General features: G+C 54.2%; 15 protein-coding genes. 9 read left to right on the top strand and 6 right to left on the bottom strand.

Annotated features, from left to right (window positions below):
* The first annotated feature begins 84 nt into the window (after nucleotides 1-84).
* Complete coding sequence (locus tag G8770_RS00445) at nucleotides 85-1,842, top strand: bifunctional protein-serine/threonine kinase/phosphatase (protein ID WP_167180627.1); 1,758 nt, start codon at nucleotides 85-87, stop codon at nucleotides 1,840-1,842.
* A 44-nt stretch (nucleotides 1,843-1,886) separates the two neighbouring features.
* On the opposite strand, the gene mobA is transcribed toward G8770_RS00445, so the two are convergent.
* The gene (mobA, locus tag G8770_RS00440) at nucleotides 1,887-2,618 is read right to left on the bottom strand and encodes a molybdenum cofactor guanylyltransferase (RefSeq protein WP_167180625.1); all 732 of its coding nucleotides are present in this window, start codon (nucleotides 2,616-2,618) and stop codon (nucleotides 1,887-1,889) included.
* A 231-nt stretch (nucleotides 2,619-2,849) separates the two neighbouring features.
* Here mobA and pdxH point away from each other — a divergent pair, with 231 nt between their 5' ends.
* Complete coding sequence (gene pdxH, locus G8770_RS00435) at nucleotides 2,850-3,485, top strand: pyridoxamine 5'-phosphate oxidase (protein WP_341771052.1); 636 nt, start codon at nucleotides 2,850-2,852, stop codon at nucleotides 3,483-3,485.
* Between the two features lie 91 nt (nucleotides 3,486-3,576).
* Here pdxH and G8770_RS00430 read toward each other — a convergent pair whose 3' ends face one another.
* On the bottom strand, nucleotides 3,577-4,350 hold the full coding sequence (locus G8770_RS00430) for a glucose 1-dehydrogenase (RefSeq protein WP_167180621.1): 774 nt from the start codon (nucleotides 4,348-4,350) through the stop codon (nucleotides 3,577-3,579).
* A 297-nt stretch (nucleotides 4,351-4,647) separates the two neighbouring features.
* Here G8770_RS00430 and G8770_RS00425 point away from each other — a divergent pair, with 297 nt between their 5' ends.
* The 4 genes from G8770_RS00425 (at nucleotide 4,648) to G8770_RS00410 (ending at nucleotide 9,333) form a co-directional block, all read left to right on the top strand.
* Complete coding sequence (locus tag G8770_RS00425) at nucleotides 4,648-5,637, top strand: NAD(P)H-quinone oxidoreductase (RefSeq protein WP_167180619.1); 990 nt, start codon at nucleotides 4,648-4,650, stop codon at nucleotides 5,635-5,637.
* Nucleotides 5,638-5,639: 2 nt separating this feature from the next.
* Complete coding sequence (locus tag G8770_RS00420) at nucleotides 5,640-6,896, top strand: CaiB/BaiF CoA transferase family protein (RefSeq protein ID WP_167180616.1); 1,257 nt, start codon at nucleotides 5,640-5,642, stop codon at nucleotides 6,894-6,896.
* Nucleotides 6,897-7,139: 243 nt separating this feature from the next.
* Entirely contained in the window at nucleotides 7,140-8,327 is a 1,188-nt protein-coding gene (locus G8770_RS00415) for an acetyl-CoA C-acyltransferase family protein (protein ID WP_167180614.1), read from the top strand.
* 211 nt (nucleotides 8,328-8,538) lie between these two features.
* Nucleotides 8,539-9,333 (top strand): enoyl-CoA hydratase-related protein, encoded by a 795-nt coding sequence (locus G8770_RS00410; RefSeq protein WP_167180612.1) that lies wholly within the window; start codon nucleotides 8,539-8,541, stop codon nucleotides 9,331-9,333.
* An 833-nt stretch (nucleotides 9,334-10,166) separates the two neighbouring features.
* Here the strand turns inward: G8770_RS00410 and G8770_RS00405 are convergent.
* On the bottom strand, nucleotides 10,167-10,376 hold the full coding sequence (locus tag G8770_RS00405) for a cold-shock protein (RefSeq protein ID WP_167180609.1): 210 nt from the start codon (nucleotides 10,374-10,376) through the stop codon (nucleotides 10,167-10,169).
* A 386-nt stretch (nucleotides 10,377-10,762) separates the two neighbouring features.
* Between G8770_RS00405 and G8770_RS00400 the strand changes: the two genes are divergently transcribed.
* Nucleotides 10,763-11,287, top strand: a complete 525-nt coding sequence (locus G8770_RS00400; RefSeq protein ID WP_167180607.1) for a shikimate kinase — start codon at nucleotides 10,763-10,765, stop codon at nucleotides 11,285-11,287.
* 110 nt (nucleotides 11,288-11,397) lie between these two features.
* On the opposite strand, the gene G8770_RS00395 is transcribed toward G8770_RS00400, so the two are convergent.
* The gene (locus G8770_RS00395) at nucleotides 11,398-11,883 is read right to left on the bottom strand and encodes an Lrp/AsnC family transcriptional regulator (protein WP_167180595.1); all 486 of its coding nucleotides are present in this window, start codon (nucleotides 11,881-11,883) and stop codon (nucleotides 11,398-11,400) included.
* Between the two features lie 154 nt (nucleotides 11,884-12,037).
* Between G8770_RS00395 and G8770_RS00390 the strand changes: the two genes are divergently transcribed.
* The gene (locus G8770_RS00390) at nucleotides 12,038-13,213 is read left to right on the top strand and encodes an amino acid aminotransferase (protein ID WP_167180593.1); all 1,176 of its coding nucleotides are present in this window, start codon (nucleotides 12,038-12,040) and stop codon (nucleotides 13,211-13,213) included.
* A gap of 119 nt (nucleotides 13,214-13,332) precedes the next feature.
* Nucleotides 13,333-13,776 carry a DUF3237 domain-containing protein gene (locus tag G8770_RS00385; RefSeq protein WP_167180591.1) on the top strand — a complete coding sequence of 148 codons (444 nt, stop codon included), beginning with the start codon at nucleotides 13,333-13,335 and terminating at the stop codon, nucleotides 13,774-13,776.
* A 104-nt stretch (nucleotides 13,777-13,880) separates the two neighbouring features.
* On the opposite strand, the gene G8770_RS00380 is transcribed toward G8770_RS00385, so the two are convergent.
* Both G8770_RS00380 and G8770_RS00375 read right to left on the bottom strand, forming a co-directional pair.
* Entirely contained in the window at nucleotides 13,881-14,261 is a 381-nt protein-coding gene (locus G8770_RS00380; RefSeq protein ID WP_167180589.1) for a hypothetical protein, read from the bottom strand.
* A gap of 103 nt (nucleotides 14,262-14,364) precedes the next feature.
* Nucleotides 14,365-16,374: a DmsC/YnfH family molybdoenzyme membrane anchor subunit gene (locus tag G8770_RS00375; protein ID WP_279537064.1), complete on the bottom strand. Its 2,010-nt coding sequence runs from the start codon at nucleotides 16,372-16,374 to the stop codon at nucleotides 14,365-14,367.
* Between the last annotated feature and the right edge of the window lie 9 nt (nucleotides 16,375-16,383).

The raw sequence follows: 16,383 nt of genomic DNA, 5'->3' as shown, positions 1-16,383 counted from the left end.
GCGCTGTCGAATAGTGTCGCAGTTTAAAATTGTGTCGCTGTGCCGAACTCAGTGAGGGTTCACCCGCGTTCTGATAGGAAAGATATGAGCATGATTGAGGATATCAAGGCCCAGGTGCCGCAAGTACTGAGAGTCAGTGTGGGTGGGTACACAACGGCGGGTGTCAAAGAGCGCAACGAAGATGCTTTTGCCGCGAAACTGCCGAGCAGTCCCGGGGTGGTGAATTACAAGGGGATTGTGGCCTGCATCGCCGACGGCGTCAGTTGCAGTGATAACGCTCAGCAGGCCAGCATTACCAGCGTCACACAATTCATTGCAGACTACTACAGTACACCCGACAGCTGGAGCGTCAAAAAGTCAGCGGCCAGGGTACTGACCTCTTTAAACGCCTGGTTGTTTCATCACGGTCAGCAGAGCGATTTGCGTCACAACGGCCTGGTGACCACCTTTTCCGGGGTGGTGTTTAAGTCCACTACCGCGCATATATTGCATGCCGGGGACAGTCGAATTTACCGCTTTCGGGAGGGGGCGCTGGAGCAGTTGACTCGGGACCACAGCCACAACCAATATGGCCGGAAAAGCTTCATCACCCGGGCGTTGGGGATGGACAGTCGCCTGGAAGTGGACTATCGACAAGAGTCTTTGCAGGTGGGCGATTTGTTGGTTTTCACCACCGATGGCGTGCATGATTTTCTATCCAGCCAGCAAGCTCTCGAGTTGCTGGGGGGCGCCGGTGAAGACCTTGAGGCTGCCGCGAAAGCATCGGTGGAACTGGCGCTGGCAAACGGCAGTGATGATAACCTGAGCTGTTTGCTGGTGCGAATTGAGGCTTTGCCCCAGGCGGATGTGGATGAAGTGTATCGCCAGCTTACCGAGCTGGTGATTCCACCGGTACTGGATGTCGGTAACAAGATCGATCACTTTGAAGTTCAAAAGGTTATTCACAGTGGCACACGCAGCCACTTGTATCTGGTTAAAGATCTGGTGACGCGCCGCCGGCTTATTCTGAAGGCGCCGTCAGAGAATTTTTCTGAAGACCCTCAGTACCTGGAAGGTTTTATCCGCGAACAGTGGGTAGGGCGGCGACTCAACAGTCCCTATGTCATGAAGATTTTTGAGCACCCTCAAAGCTCTCCGTTTTTGTATCATCTGTGTGAATTTATTGAGGGGCAAACCCTGCGGCAGTGGATGCACGACAACCCGTCGCCGAGTTTTGATGAGGTTCGTGTCATGGCAGAAACCATGATTCGTGGCATTCGGGTGTTTGAGCGGATGGGCATGGTGCACCGCGATTTAAAACCCGAAAACATCATTATTACCCCGCAGAAGAAAATGGTGATCATCGACTTTGGCACCGTAAAAGTGGACGGATTGGATGAAATCGATTCACCGCTGGGGGAGGAGGTGCCCGTTGGCTCAGTGGACTATATTGCTCCGGAATACCTTCGGGGGGAGAGGGGCTTGCATCAGTCAGACATTTTTTCACTGGGCGTGATGGTGTATGAAATGTTCACCGGCAAACTGCCTTACAAAACGTCTGTGCAGCAGCAGCGTAATCCGCAGCGCTACCAGGACTGGCATTACACCTCGGCGAGAAATCACCGCAAGGACATTCCGCTATGGTTGGACCTGGCGCTGGAAAAAGCCTGTGCAGAATCGCCGGCACAGCGTTATGCGGTGATGTCGGAATTTCTGACGGACATCTCAACGCCTAATCATCAATTGGTGAAAGAGCGCCAGGGCGCCCCCCTGCTCAAACGCAATCCGTTGTTGTTCTGGCAGTGTATGTCGATGGCATTGCTGGTACTGGTGCTGGTCGAAGCCTGGCTGCTCAGTCAGTAGGGATGGGTTTGAGGAGTGGTGTCTGGGCTGGCTCTGTGGCTTGCTTACACTGGCACTTTAACGGGCTGTGTTAAAGGGCGTTCACATTGTAAGCGCTTGGCCAGGCGCAACAGCGCGGGCGGATCGTTGATGTTGTCGAACGGGTCCCCTGCACCCAGTCCGACCGATTCCAAGTGGGCTTGTGCTGTTGAAAAGTCTACGTAGCGGTGAGATTGCTGCCCGATAAAGGTCATTAGCCGGCGCTGTTGTTTCTCAACCAGGTACTCTGACAGGGCCGGGATAAGATCGGTGTGCCACAGTGCAAACGTTGGGTGTTCCCGCTTGCCACTGCAGGCCGCAATGATTTTGAGGCGATCGCGGTTGGTTGAGGCGTGTTCCCACAATTGCTGTGGCAGATCCTGGGGAAACAGTGGTGTGTCCACGGCTACGGTTAATAGCCATGCGCTGGCCGGCGGCACTTGGTGCCGTTGCTTGTGCTGTCGCTGCCGCTGTTGTGAGCATTTCCGCTGTCGCTTTTGCAGCCAAAGCAGGCCGGTGAATACGCCCGCCAAGGGGCCGGCGTCGTCCAGGGTATCGGCCAGCTGGGGTATGTTTGCGGGCAGCTCCAGAGGCACGTTTGTGCTGACCAGCAGTTGCGTTACCTGAGGGTGAAGTCTTTCTATGGCGCGCTCAACCAGTGTCTGGCCATTCACTTCAAGCAGGGCTTTATTGGTGCCCATGCGCCGCGATTGGCCACCGGCCAATATTAATCCTGTGATGTTCGGATGTTGTTTCAAGCGTTAAGGCCTCGGAGCTCTGCAGTGTGGTTATTTAAACACGCCTGCTTTTGACTGGGAATCCCGTTACAATTCCCCCTACCGATTGATTAACCGATTTTCAGTGCTTTACTGGCATTTGTGGGGGGTAGGGCCGCTGTCAGCGATGATGGTTGAGCGGCGCGGTCTATCTTTAAGGCAGAGACGGGTGACGTCACTGAAAATCGCCATGCGAGAGAGAAGACAGCCATGATAGACATTGATCAGGTCCGCCGGGATTACTTGCAAGGTGGGCTCAAGTACGAAGATCTGGCTGCAGATCCCATTGATCAGTTCGAGCGGTGGTTACAGCAAGCCATAGATGCCGGGATGGAAGACCCCACGGCCATGACCGTTGCTACGGTGAACGCCGACGGTCAACCCAGCCAGCGCATTGTTTTACTGAAGCAGGTGGACCGTGCCGGATTTGTGTTTTACACCAATTACGAAAGTCACAAAGCTCAGGATATCGCGGTCAATCCTCTGGTGAGTCTGCACTTTCCCTGGCATGCTCTGGAGCGGCAGGTAAAAATTTGTGGCAAGGCGGAAAAGGTCAGCCTGACGGAGTCTTTGAAGTATTTTTCGTCCCGCCCCGAGGAGAGCCAGTTGGCGGCCTGGGCGTCAGCCCAAAGCCGTCCAGTGTCGTCGCGTCAGCTACTGATGCAGCAATTTAATGCCATGAAAGACAAGTTCAAGCAGGGGAAAATTCCCCTGCCGGATTTTTGGGGGGGCTACCGCATTGTTCCCAGCAGCATTGAGTTCTGGCAGGGCGGTGCCCATCGCTTGCACGATCGCTTTCAGTACACCCGCACCGACAGCGGTTGGGAGATCCAGCGACTGGCACCTTGAGGTGTCTGATTTGGCGTAAAGAGGCTTTCAGGCCGGTTGCTGCACGCAGTTAACCGGCTGCTGCACGTAGTTAACCGGCTGCTGCACGTAGTTAATGAGCCGCTGCGAAACTGCCTCCGTCGAGTACCACGGTGTGGCCAGTGACCCAGGCGGAGGCTCGTGCACAGAGGTATATCGCGGTGCCGGCGGCGTCTTCAGGGCTGCCGATTCTGCCTCGGGGGATTGTTTCCCCCACTTCTTCTTCGTGTCCACTGAGGGCAAATGCAGTCATCTTGCTGGGGAATAACCCCGGCGCGATGGCGTTGACATTGATGTTGTCTTTGGCCAGATCCGCCGCGAGGTGTTTGGTCAAATGCATCACAGCGGCTTTGCTGGCGGAGTAGGAGTAGTTGGTCATGTTGGGGTTGAACAGGCCATTGATGGAACCGATGTTGATGATTCTGGCGGGATCTTCCTGATCCGCGGCGGCACGCAAGGCCGGCATGAATTGTTGCGTCAAAAAGAACAGGGATTTGACGTTCAGATCCATCACCTTATCCCAGCCGGACTCGGGGAATTCATCAATCGGGGCTCCCCAGGTGGCACCGGCATTATTGACCAGAATGTCTACCCGGCCTTCCCGGGCTTTCACCGCATCAGCAAAAGCCGTCACCCCTTCGACCGTGGACAGGTCTGAAGCCAGGGGGATACACTCTCCATATTGACCAAGCTCGCCGGCCGTTGCGTCCAGCTCCTCTTGCTTGCGCGCCGTGATGTAGGTTTTTACGCCGTTTTCCACAAAGCCACGGGCAATCATGGCGCCAATGCCGCGCGAGCCTCCGGTGACTACAGCGACTTTGCCTTGCAAGTTGAACAGGTTTTTCATGGACGTTACCTTCTTTCTCTGATTGGACTGGATGTTAGCTTGTGGTTTTCCCCGCGAGGGTACCAGCTGCTAGAATGAAGCGTTCAAGGTGCTGATGAGCGTAGTGCTACGGCGACCCTCTGTCCAAGTCATGGGATGTCCGGTTATGGGATGGCGGTCCTCGGGACGGTTGCCATGGCAGTCAGCGATCAAACACCCAGGCACTGACTTATCCCTTGGGATCAAAAATCAAACAGTTGAATAAAAATTCAAACATCAGCAACGACAATAACTTACAGCAACTACAGGAGAGCCCCTATGCGCTATATCGCTATGCGTGAAGCCGGACAAGCAGATGTCCTGCAGGTCGACACGATTGAGTCCCCAACACCCGGCGCCGGCGAGGTTCTTATCGAAGTGGCCTATGCCGGAGTGAATCGACCGGATGTGTTTCAGCGTCTGGGTGCCTACCCGCCGCCGCCAGGAGCGTCGCCCATTCTGGGGCTGGAGGTGTCAGGAACCGTGGTGGAAGTCGGTCGTGATGTCAGTGCCTTCGCCATTGGTGATAGCGTTTGTGCTCTCACCAATGGCGGCGCCTATGCGGAGCGGGTGGTGGTGGACGCCGGACAATGCTTGCCGGTTCCCAAAGGTTTGTCGATGGCGGAGGCGGCCGCATTGCCGGAAACCTGTTTTACGGTCTGGAGTAATGTTTTCGATCGCGGTGGGTTGAAAGCGGGGGAAACATTTTTGGTTCACGGGGGCGCCAGCGGCATAGGCACCACCGCCATCCAAATGGCCAAGGGGTTGGGTGCAACCGTGATTGCAACGGCCAGTTCGACGGAAAAGTGCCAGGCTTGCCTGAAGCTCGGTGCTGACCTGGCGATTAATTATCACACAGACGATTATGTCGCCGTGATCAGGGATTTCACGGAGCAGCGCGGTGTTGATGTTGTTTTGGATATGGTGGGAGGCGACTATATTGATCGCAACATTCAGGTGGCTGCGATGGATGGTCGCGTTGTGAGCATCGCTTTCCTGCGCGGTCCTAAAGCCGAGGTAAACTTTATGCCGGTGATGCTCAAACGCCTCACCCTGACCGGTTCTACTTTGCGCCCACAATCGCCGGCAGCCAAAGCCCGTATTGCGGACGATCTTCGGCAACACGTGTGGTCATTGATCGAAGCCGGCAAGCTCAAGCCCCAAGTGGCAAAAGTGTTTTCATTGTATGAAGCTGCGGCGGCCCATCAAATGATGGAGAGCAACAGCCTGATTGGAAAAGTGGTTCTGGACATGAAGGCGGAATCTTAAGCATGGTCGACCGTACCGTGGAAACATCGACTGGCCCTTCAGGGGCTGTGCCTGCTGTGAAACATGGCCCCTTAACGGGGATCCGAGTGATTGAAGTCGGGCAGTTACTGGCGGGCCCGTTTGCGGGAGCCATGCTGGCCTATTTTGGGGCCGAAGTGATTAAGGTCGAAGCGCCCAATGCGGGCGATCCGATTCGCGGTTGGCGCGTGCTGGACAATGGAACCTCACTTTGGTGGCGCAGCTTAGGGCGTAACAAAAAGTCCGTTACCCTGGATTTAAAACAACAGCCCGGCAGAGCGCTGGCTCGAAAATTGATAGACGGGGCGGATGTGGTGATCGAAAACTTCCGCCCGGGGGTGATGGAAAAGTGGGGGCTGGGTCCAGAGGCGTTCAAAGCCAGTAACCCGGACCTGGTGTATGCCCGCATCTCGGGCTATGGGCAGGACGGTCCCTATGCGTCTCGCCCGGGTTTTGCGTCAGTGTGTGAGGGCATTAGCGGCTTTCGCTATGTCAATGGTTTCCCGGATCAGGCGCCGGTGCGTCCGAATCTGAGTATCGGCGATACGATTTCTGGGCTTCATGCGGTACTGGGCATTGTGATGGCGCTGCTGGGCAAAGAGAAAGGCAACAGCTCCGGGCAGGTTGTGGACGTGGCTCTGTATGAGTCCATGTTCAATCTGATGGAGGCAGTGGTGCCGGAGTTTTCCGGTGCCGGCGTGATTCGCGAACCATCGGGAACGACCGTCACCGGCATTGTTCCCACCAACACCTATCGCTGTAAAGGCGGCAAGTACGTGGTGATTGGTGGCAATGGCGATTCCATTTTTCAGCGCCTTATGTCGGCTGTTGGGCGTGAGGATTTAAGTGTCGACCCGCGATTGTCCTCCAATGCCGGCCGGGTTACGCACGAAGCTGAAATTGACGAAGTGCTGGCGCAGTGGTGTATGGCGAGAGAGTTGCCGGACATTCTGGCGATTCTTGAGGCGCAGCGGGTACCAGCTGGGCCGATCTACAACGTGGAAGACATGTTTAATGATCCCCATTTTCAGGCCCGGGGCATGTTTGAGCGGGTTGAGATTGATGGTAAGCCCCTGGATATTCCGGCGATGTTGCCGAAATTGAGTCAAACCCCTGGCTGCACCCAGTGGCCTGGTGGCGACGTGGGAAGCCATAATCAGGAAGTTCTCGAACAGATTCTGGGGTTGTCGGCTTCAGAGCTTGAGCAGCTGGCCACCGCCGGGGTGGTCTCTGACTCATAACGCCTGGGGCGAAAGACGATCAACACGGGCTAAAGATGAAGGGCTCCGTGCTTATGCACTCCCTCTTTAATGGGCTTTCTCAGGGGTGTGGCGAAGCCGCGCCTCTGTTTAAACGAATGTATTAACTTTAGGGTATAATCCTCCACAGACAACAAAACGGACCGTTTGGGTATAGTGGGTGTATGCCACTATGGAACCGGCGGTTCGGTCATAACCAGAGACAAGAAATCAGAGGTGTTTGCAATGAGTCAGCGTGAAGTGGTCGTTTTGAGTGGTGTGCGTACAGCAATTGGTACCTATGGCGGCAGTTTGAAAGATGTTGCGCCAACGGACCTGGCTGGTCAGGTGGTGAAAGAAGCGGTCGCTCGATCTGGCCTGAAGCCAGAGGATATTGGCCACATTACCATGGGTAACGTGACCCACTCTGATCGTCGCGACATGTATATGAGTCGTGTGGCGGGCATCAAAGGGGGTTTACCCGAGTCAACGCCGGCGGTCACCGTGAACCGTTTGTGTGGTTCGGGCTTGCAGGCTGTGATTTCCGCGGCTCAGCTGATCTTGCTGGGAGACGCCGAGGCGGTCGTGGCGGGCGGCGCCGAATCCATGAGCCGTGTACCCTACTGGTTGCCCACCGCTCGTTGGGGGGCGCGTATGGGGGATTCTCAAATGGTGGATGCCATGACTGGCGCGCTCACTTGTCCCATGGAAAATTATCACATGGGCGTCACGGCTGAAAACGTGGCCGAAAAGTGGGGCATCACTCGTGAGCAGCAGGACGAATTGGCTGCCATGAGCCACAACCGCGCCCAGAATGCCATCGAAAACAACTACTTCAAAGAGCAGATTCTGCCGGTAGAATTGAAAACCCGCAAAGGTGTGACTCAATATACGCAGGACGAGCATGTGCGTTTTGACGCGAAAGCCGAAGATATGGGTAAATTGCGTCCGGTGTTTAAGAAAGATGGTTCCGTCACTGCGGGCAACGCTTCGGGTTTGAACGATGCGGCGGCTGCGCTGGTATTGATGGATGCTGAAGCTGCCGCTGCGCGCGGGTTGAAACCTATGGCCAAAATAAAGGGTTATGCCTTTGCCGGGGTTGAGCCTAAGTACATGGGCATCGGACCTGTACCAGCCGTTCGTCAGTTGCTGGAAAAAGCCGGATTGACCGTTGAGGACATTGATACCTGGGAAGTGAACGAAGCGTTTGCGGCTCAGGCGCTGGCCGTTGCCAAAGACCTGGGTTTACCGATGGATAAAGTCAATCCAAACGGTTCCGGTATTTCACTGGGGCATCCGATTGGAGCTACCGGCGCCGTTATCAGCATCAAGGCGCTGTACGAGCTGGAACGCATCGGGGGTAAATACGCGGTGGTGACCATGTGCATTGGCGGTGGCCAGGGCATTGCTGCCTTGTTTGAGCGTTGCGAGTGAAACGGTTTGAACGTTGCGAGTAACAGGGTTTGAGGACTGCAAGTGAAACAGTTTCAGTGTGGTAAGCTAAACCGTCTGAGTGCTGAGAAGAATAATTTACTTGCAGTCGATTGACGAACTGACAAAAAGCCACTCTTATGAGTGGCTTTTTGCTGTCTGCCATGATGGTTTTACACAAAAACAATGACTACCTTGGACATAGGGGATTAACATGAAGCAGCCCAAACTGAGCGATGCCTCGCTGGTTCTTGATGGCGCGGTAGCGACGCTGACTTTCCAGCGTCACGATGTGCGCAACGCCCTGACCGGCACCCATTTGGGGGATGACATTATTTCAGTCGTTGATTGGATCAATGCCAATAAAGCCATTTCGGTATTGGTACTGACTGGCGAAGGCAGTGCTTTTTCGGCAGGGGGCAACGTGAAAGACATGGCCGCCCGCGAAGGCGATTTTAGCGGTGATGTTGAGACCCAGGCAGAGCTGTATCGACAAGGCATTCAGCGCATTCCCCTGGCGATGCAAAAGCTGGAAGTGCCGGTGATTGCGGCGGTTAACGGCGCTGCGATTGGTGCCGGCTTTGATTTGGCCAATATGTGTGACATTCGCCTGGCGTCTACCAAAGCGAAGTTTGGGGAAACCTTCATTAATTTGGGGATTATCCCGGGCGATGGCGGCGCCTGGTTTATGCAACGTCTGATTGGTTATCAGCGCGCGGCAGAGTTAACGTTTACCGGGAGAATTATTTCCGCGGAGGAAGCGCTGGAATACGGGGTGGTGCTCGAGGTGGTAGAGGCCGACAGGTTATTGGCCCGGGCTGGTGAGCTGGCGCAGGAGATGGCCTCCAAGCCGGCCCACGCTGTGCGAATGACCAAGCGCTTGATGAAAATGGCCCAGCGTCAACAATTGCCGGATTTCCTCGATGTGTGTGCAGTATTTCAGGGGATTTGCCACAACAACCCTGAACACCTGGTGGCCGTTGAGAAAATGCTGTCGTCCATGAAATAGCCGTCAGTGGCGCGATTCGCGAACAACTAGAAGTGATGTCTCGGGGAAGTGGGGAGTGATGTCTTGGGGAAGTGGGGAGTGATGTCTCTTAGGAGTGGACCAGCGCCGTTGGCAAAGGAGACCCGATCAACTGCAGCCCTTTCTATAGGCGTCTGCGAGTCTTAACATCATGCCCTTCTGGCAGGGTGGCTCCACAGGGGTCACCAGGATCTGCCAGTGATCAGGACAATCTGGGCTTGGATCTGGTTAGGTTCTGGAGGGGGCGGGGCACTTGAAAGCGTCAGCCTGAAGGCGCACAGACTTTTGCCAAACCCTTTTGGCAAATCGTTGTTGGCGGCGATGAAACATTCAGGCAAACAGAAACTCCCGGAATGAAAAAATAAACCCCGAAAACTATTCACTAGGGCTTTTCTCTTCAAAAAAATTTTTTCGTGAGCGCCGCTGGTCTGCCCAAGGCCATATTAATATCCAGCGCAGGGTTTTGTAGTGCTTGATCAGGGTGGGGTGGGGCTTCCATGTGTTGCCCGGGGGGCTTAGCGTCGGGAGCATCATCGGGATCTGACGCGGTGTGTTTGCGGCGCAAGTGCGCTGTAAGTTAGGTAGCAACTTGTTTATTCACACGGACCACTGGTTTCAGACAAACTGTTTGCGGGTAACAAACTCTGTCTAAAACTTATACCTCAACCGCTGAAGAAAATACCTCAACAAGAAGCTACCTTCTGGCACCATTCACCCGGCAGTGTATGGCATGACTCTGTCGGTGTTGAAACACGACTGATTAATTAACCTACTTACTGTTAATAGCGGTGCTGCTTATAGCGTATAGCGGTACTTTATAGCGGTACTACATTCTCTGCCTGAGGCCCTTTTTGACCATCAGTGACATTGAAGGTGACCTTTTGCCCTTCAGCCAAAGTTTTAAAACCACTGCCTTGGATGGCACTGAAGTGGACAAATACGTCAGGTCCGGATTCCTGTTCGATAAAACCAAATCCTTTAGATTCATTAAACCATTTCACTTGTCCAGTGTGTGTTGTAGACATAACTTAGATCTCAAACTGTTTTAATAGGGCCCCCGAAAGGGATTGAGCGAGGAAAATCAGGCGGGGCATATGACGAGACTGACAAGAAGGTGCCGAATGGCGGTTTGACGAATTCATCATAATTACTGTGCGGCTTTTCATTGACCAACTAATCTTTCTTCTTTCTGATAAACACATTCAAGAGAAATATGACCATTTGTAAAAGTTGCGCAGGCGCGAAACCAGAATCTCTCAACTCCGATCCTAGCAGTAGAATTTAAGGTTGCAAGTATTTCTTGTGCGGTTTTTGGGTATCGATTCAAGAGGTCTGTGGGGTGCGGAAAATGGCTTACGCATAACTGCTTGTTTTCGTTATAATTCTTGTTTCGTTCTCGGAGGTGGTCAGTATGTCGGGTGAAAATTCGAATGGCAGCATAATTTTGGTAGGGATGCCGGGAGCCGGTAAAAGCACACTCGGTGTGATGTTGGCGAAAGCCCTTGCCAAAGACTTTGTGGATACCGATCTGTTGATACAATTGAGATCGCACGCAACCCTGCAGCAAGTGCTGGATGAACAGGGCTACCTGGCGTTGCGCCAGTTGGAAGAAGATACGTTACTGAGTTGTGATTTTGACAATCATATTGTCGCGACAGGTGGCAGTGCCGTGTACAGCGCCAAAGGCATGGATCATCTCAAAACCTATGGGCCGGTGGTCTATCTGGATGTGGCCCTGGACGAACTTCGGCGCCGTATCCACGATTACGATTCAAGGGGCATTGCCAAACGTCCGGGGCAGAGTTTTGAATCTTTGTTTGAGGAGCGACGCCAGCTCTATCGGCAATACGCTGACATTACTGTCAATTGCGCGGGCTTGTCTCAGGAAGACGCCATGGCCGCAGTGATTGAGCAGCTTCCGGCTTCTATGCGCTGATGAAGGTCCTGCAGAGTGTCTTTAGCCTGATTGGGTGTTTGGAGGCTGAAAGGAGCCTTCAGCCGCAGGAAAGGCTCCTTCGGCACAGCGTCATTACTGGCACAAAAGCCTCAGCGCCGGATAGAGTCCAGTGGCAGGGCCGTGGTGTACTTAACCTGCTTCAGGGCAAAGGTGGAGTTGACTGAATCCAGATTGGGCAGGTGTACCAAGGTTTGTTTCAGGAGTTGTTCATAGTGATCAACGCTATTGACGACCACCCGCAGTAAGTAATCTTTATCCCCGGTGGTGGAGTAGCACTCTACCACCTCTTTCACCGCCAATACGGCAGATTCAAACGCATTCAAAGAGCTTTCATCGTGGTTTTTAATGGTTATGTAGGCGTGAACAGTGACGCTGAGGTTGAGCTTGGAGGCCTCCAATAAGGTGACCTTACCCTTGATGAAACCCTCTGCTTCCAGTCGTTTAATTCTCCGCCAACAAGGTGTGTGTGATAACCCCACCAAATCACCGAGCTCATTCATGGAATAGTCGGCGTTTTCCTGCAGGGCTTTGAGGATTTTCATGTCGAAATCATCAAGCTGGTGTCCATCTGACATAATCACATCTCTTTTGATGGCCCAATGCATTGTTAGGGTTGGAATATAATGGGCTATTAAGACATTATAGGTTTCAATTTGAGTCCTTCAATCCAAGCCGCTGTTTTCTTTATAATACGCGCCTAAATTTCGGCAGTTGCCTTGAGGTTATACTATGTTTGAGCAGTTCGAGCCACTCGCTACCGACCCCATACTGGGATTGTCACTGGCCTATCAGCAAGATACCAACCCCCACAAAGTGGATTTAGGCGTAGGTGTTTATAAGGATGAGGCGGGCAACACGCCGGTTCTCCAGAGCGTGACGGCCGCACAGGTGCGATGCCATGCGCAGGAAACCACCAAAGCGTACCAGAGCCCCGCAGGCGATGTGGTGTTCAACACGGAAATTCAAAAATTGATTTTTGGGGCAGACAGCCCACAGCTAGACCGCTTAAAAACCCTGCAAACGCCGGGTGGGTGTGGGGCATTAAGGGTGGCTGCCGAGGTGATTGTGCGGGCAGCGCCGGGTGCAACCATTTGGGTGAGCCGCCCGACCTGGGCCAATCATATTCCTTTGCTGTCCAGTGCCGGCCTGAAAATTAAAGAATACCCCTATTATCAGGCAGACACACAAAGCCTGGATGTCGAGGGCATGCTGGCCTGTCTGGCGCAGGTGCCGGCCGGTGATCTGGTGTTGTTGCACGGATGTTGCCACAACCCCTGTGGCACCGATTTGACCCTGGAGCATTGGCAGGCGATTGCCGATTTGGCCAATAAACAGGGATTTACCCCATTTGTCGACCTGGCGTATCAGGGTTTTGGCGAGGGGTTAAACGACGATGCTCAGGGCTTGCGCTTGCTGGCTGATGCCGTACCCGAAATGCTGGTTGCCAGTTCCTGCTCTAAAAACTTTGGCTTATACCGCGAGCGCGTCGGCGCGCTGTCTGTTGTTGGCAGTACGGTTTCAGCCGCCGCGAACACGTTTGGCCAGATGCAAAGTGTCGCAAGGGGTATCTATTCCATGCCACCTTCCCACGGAGCGGCGCTGGTTGCCACGATCCTGACTGATGCCGAACTTCGCCAGCAATGGGAAGGGGAACTGGCCGGGATGCGAATACGGATCAAACAATTGCGCGAAAACCTGGCGGCGGCTTTGGTGCCCTATGGCGACTTCAGTTTTATTCCTCGCCAGCGTGGCATGTTTTCATTCCTGGGCTTGAATGAAACTCAGGTTGAACGCTTAAAAACCGACTTTAGTGTGTATATGGTGGGCTCCAGCCGCATCAATCTCGCCGGCATTAATCAATCAAACCTGATGTATCTGGCTGAATCGATCGGACAGGTTTTATAAGCGGTTGGTCAGTGTCACGGGCCCTGGGTTTTCAAATCGACAGGACAATATTTACGAGCGCGGAGCATGTGTTCTATGCTGAGTGGGTATTCTCCATCACTGCTGTTTAGGTGTGTTTGATGAGCTATTCGATCCCCAGGGCTGAGCCCGTTTTTGAACTTCAGGTGACGTGCGAACTGCCAACGCCCATTGGTCGCCGCGACGGCGGCAATGCCATGATGATTGCCATCACGGGTGGCGCGATACGCGGGGAGAAACTCAGCGGTGAAGTGATGCCCGGTGGCGCCGATTGGGCGATTATGAAAGACGATGGCCGTGTGGTGGTGGATGCCCGCTACGCCATTAAGACCAGCGATGGCACCATTATCCAGGTCTACAACAGTGGCGTGACGCTGATTGACGGGGACCAACCCGGAGCTGCACCGGTGGTGTTAACGACGCCTCGCTTCATTGCTCCCGAGGGCGAGTACGAGTGGCTGAATTACGGTGTGTTTGTCGGTACGCTCCAGCCCAATCTGGCCGATGGTTCCGTCAATATCGTGATTTATCGGATGCACTTGTAGTTGTAACTGTAACTGTAACCGTAATTACAACTGTAACTGGGGGGCAAAGGCTGCTGCTGACCAGTGATCTTGAGGTTTCGTGGATTTTTCACCCTTGAGCCGGTTTAGCTGCCCACCTGAGGTGCTACCGTACGCGGTACCCATTCCCACCATTCATGCTCACCTTCGGGCGTATCTTTTTTAGTTTTGTAAATATCCCAGGTCACCAGGTAGTCGGGGTTTTTAATGTCCACGCCGCTTTCCGGATTTCGGTAGTGTCCGGGTGGTGCCGTAAACCAGGCGCTGAGCGTGGGCGGCAGGATAAACACTGGCTCCTTTTCACCCGCGGGTGCGGCTTTTCCCTGTAAATTGACGGATATGCCTTCCTCTGCATCGCTGCCGATGACGGTGCCGCAGAGCTGAGATCGTTTCAACAGTTCACCATCCAGGTCGAAATAACTCAGGCCAATGAGGCAGGTTTTATTAAGCAGGTCTGTTAACGTCATGGGCAGGGCACCTGAGGTTGTGAATGGGTATGGAGTATAAAGCGTTAACCGGCCGGGAGTCGGGTCGGTTAACGCAATGATGGTAGGGCAGGTGTTTGGCGTATCAATGCAGGTTGGGGACAACCCCTACCTGTGGCATGTTCGCCAGACCAATATCCCGAGCATGTTCTTCAAAGCCCTTGTTCTTCCAGAAGAAGGCGCCTGGCATGGTGGTGGGGACGACCAGGACGTAGAACAGGGCGCGGCTGACCAGGCAGGTGCCGATCAGTGTCACACTGACCAGACCCCAGCCAGCCAGTGCCAGAGAGTCACTGAATGCATCGCCAAAGACGCCTGACGTCAGCACCAGAGCGGCCAGCAGGTTCACGCTCAACAGGACATTGCGCAGCATGTAGGTTTTGCCGAACGTGGTGCACTGGATGTAGTGAGACGCCGCGCCCTCGTGGCTGGCTTTCGACATGTCGCGATGGTGACCAACCAGGCCAAAGCCTTCCAGGGCAATCCCCAGCGTCACCAGAGCCCCGCAGATCACCAGGGCAGCCTGAATGTCGAAACCGCCAAGCGCCAGCGTGGCAATCACTGCGCCGCCGCCGAGCAAGGAACCCAGCGACAGCAAGTTGCCCACAAAGGAGGTGCTCACCTGATAATGGTTCCAGAATGGGCGGGCCTCAATGCGGTAGCAGCGGGTCATGTAGTAAAGGGCGAACAGGGTGAAAGCAATGCACAAATAGCCAAACACGGTGGCGATGGTGGCTGAGGTTGTCATGGGAATCAGGTCGCCGATGTCGCTGCCGATCACCCCATTGTACAGCGATTGGAACATGTCATTGGCAGGTAAGGAGAACAATATGTGCAACCCCAGGGTACTCATAAAGCCGGCGACACCCAGAATCTCACGTGACATGGGCGAATGGCGCAGGTTGTTGAAGCCCCGATAAAAACGATGAGGCTTGCCCAGGTGCATCGCCGACATGAAATTACCGGCGCCGCCGATCACCAGACAAACGATCAGCAGGGGAACATACATGCTGCTGGCTTTAAATTGACTCAGAACATCAATGTGGAGCTGATCGCCGAGGAAGGTCAGGGCAAAGGCGCCCATTACCGCCTGCATGGCGAGGGTGAACAGGACCAGCGGATTCTCCCGTGAACTCAAACGCCCGACATTCCAGTGCTTGGTTTTGCCTTTTTTCTGGTCCACCATCGGCGTGTAGGAGCCGTCCTCTTCCTTGTGGTATTTGAGCGGCATGGAATCCGTACGTTTCATTTCGTCCGGCATGGTACGTGTCTGCTGGAAACGAATGTTCGGGTGGGTGATTTCTGGTGTCGGGAATCCCGGGATCGACGTTTTCGCCTGTTCGCGGTTCTCCGGTACGTTTTCAATAACGCCGAAGTCCAGTGCGTTACCGACACAGGCAGATACGCAGGAAGGTTTGAGACCCACTTCCAAGCGATCCACGCACATGTTGCATTTGGAAACCTGACCTTTAATGGGGTCGAGCTGTGGGGCGTTGTAAGGACAGACCCAGGTGCAGTAGCCACAGCCAAAGCAGGTCTCGGGATCCTGCAGCACTGCGCCGTATTCGGCGTGTTTGGTGTAGGCGCGGGTCGGGCAACCTTTCAGGCAGACCGGGTTGTCGCAGTGGTTACAGGCCATGGAGATGTTCATGCGCTTGTAGTCGGGGTAGCTGCCGCCTTCTACATAACCCACCGAGCGGAAAGCCAGGTGAGCCGGGTTTTCGTTCTTTTCGCTACAGGCCGCCTCACAGGCGTGACAACCAATACAGTTGTCGGCAGTAAAGAAGAAACCGTGCTGCTTGTTGCGATTGGGGTTGACGCCCACCTCGGGATTGTCATTGATGAACATGGAGCGGTTTGCCGGCAGGCCAGTCAGGTCCACCAGATCGATTTTCTGGCCGTAGCGGTTGGCCTCATCGACTTTTTTATCGCTTAAAAAAGCGTAAGGCTGTTCCTGGGTGCGCACTTCCCAATGGCTTGCTGCGGCAGCGTCTTCGGGCTTGACCACCGGTGTCATGTCACGGGGGTCGAACACCTCAACCACATCAACGGTGTTACTGGTATTTAAAATGCTTTCTTTCAATTGATCGTTCATGTTTTTCCC

The sequence above is a fragment of the Pseudomaricurvus hydrocarbonicus genome, from assembly GCF_011602365.1.
GTDB classification, from domain to species: domain Bacteria; phylum Pseudomonadota; class Gammaproteobacteria; order Pseudomonadales; family Cellvibrionaceae; genus Pseudomaricurvus; species Pseudomaricurvus hydrocarbonicus.
The sequence above is the reverse complement of the archived record's forward strand: the minus strand, read 5'-3'. Positions and strand labels throughout refer to the sequence as shown.

Excerpts from the sequence above, each read along its gene's own strand:
- G8770_RS00430 (WP_167180621.1), bottom strand. The coding sequence starts at position 4,350 with ATGAAAAACCTGTTCAACTTGCAAGGCAAAGTCGCTGTAGTCACCGGA.
- G8770_RS00385 (WP_167180591.1), top strand. The coding sequence starts at position 13,333 with ATGAGCTATTCGATCCCCAGGGCTGAGCCCGTTTTTGAACTTCAGGTG.
- G8770_RS00400 (WP_167180607.1), top strand. The coding sequence starts at position 10,763 with ATGTCGGGTGAAAATTCGAATGGCAGCATAATTTTGGTAGGGATGCCG.
- G8770_RS00445 (WP_167180627.1), top strand. The coding sequence starts at position 85 with ATGAGCATGATTGAGGATATCAAGGCCCAGGTGCCGCAAGTACTGAGA.
- G8770_RS00380 (WP_167180589.1), bottom strand. The coding sequence starts at position 14,261 with ATGACGTTAACAGACCTGCTTAATAAAACCTGCCTCATTGGCCTGAGT.
- G8770_RS00395 (WP_167180595.1), bottom strand. The coding sequence starts at position 11,883 with ATGTCAGATGGACACCAGCTTGATGATTTCGACATGAAAATCCTCAAA.
- G8770_RS00375 (WP_279537064.1), bottom strand. The coding sequence starts at position 16,374 with ATGAACGATCAATTGAAAGAAAGCATTTTAAATACCAGTAACACCGTT.
- G8770_RS00390 (WP_167180593.1), top strand. The coding sequence starts at position 12,038 with ATGTTTGAGCAGTTCGAGCCACTCGCTACCGACCCCATACTGGGATTG.
- G8770_RS00425 (WP_167180619.1), top strand. The coding sequence starts at position 4,648 with ATGCGCTATATCGCTATGCGTGAAGCCGGACAAGCAGATGTCCTGCAG.
- G8770_RS00405 (WP_167180609.1), bottom strand. The coding sequence starts at position 10,376 with ATGTCTACAACACACACTGGACAAGTGAAATGGTTTAATGAATCTAAA.
- G8770_RS00410 (WP_167180612.1), top strand. The coding sequence starts at position 8,539 with ATGAAGCAGCCCAAACTGAGCGATGCCTCGCTGGTTCTTGATGGCGCG.
- G8770_RS00415 (WP_167180614.1), top strand. The coding sequence starts at position 7,140 with ATGAGTCAGCGTGAAGTGGTCGTTTTGAGTGGTGTGCGTACAGCAATT.
- G8770_RS00420 (WP_167180616.1), top strand. The coding sequence starts at position 5,640 with ATGGTCGACCGTACCGTGGAAACATCGACTGGCCCTTCAGGGGCTGTG.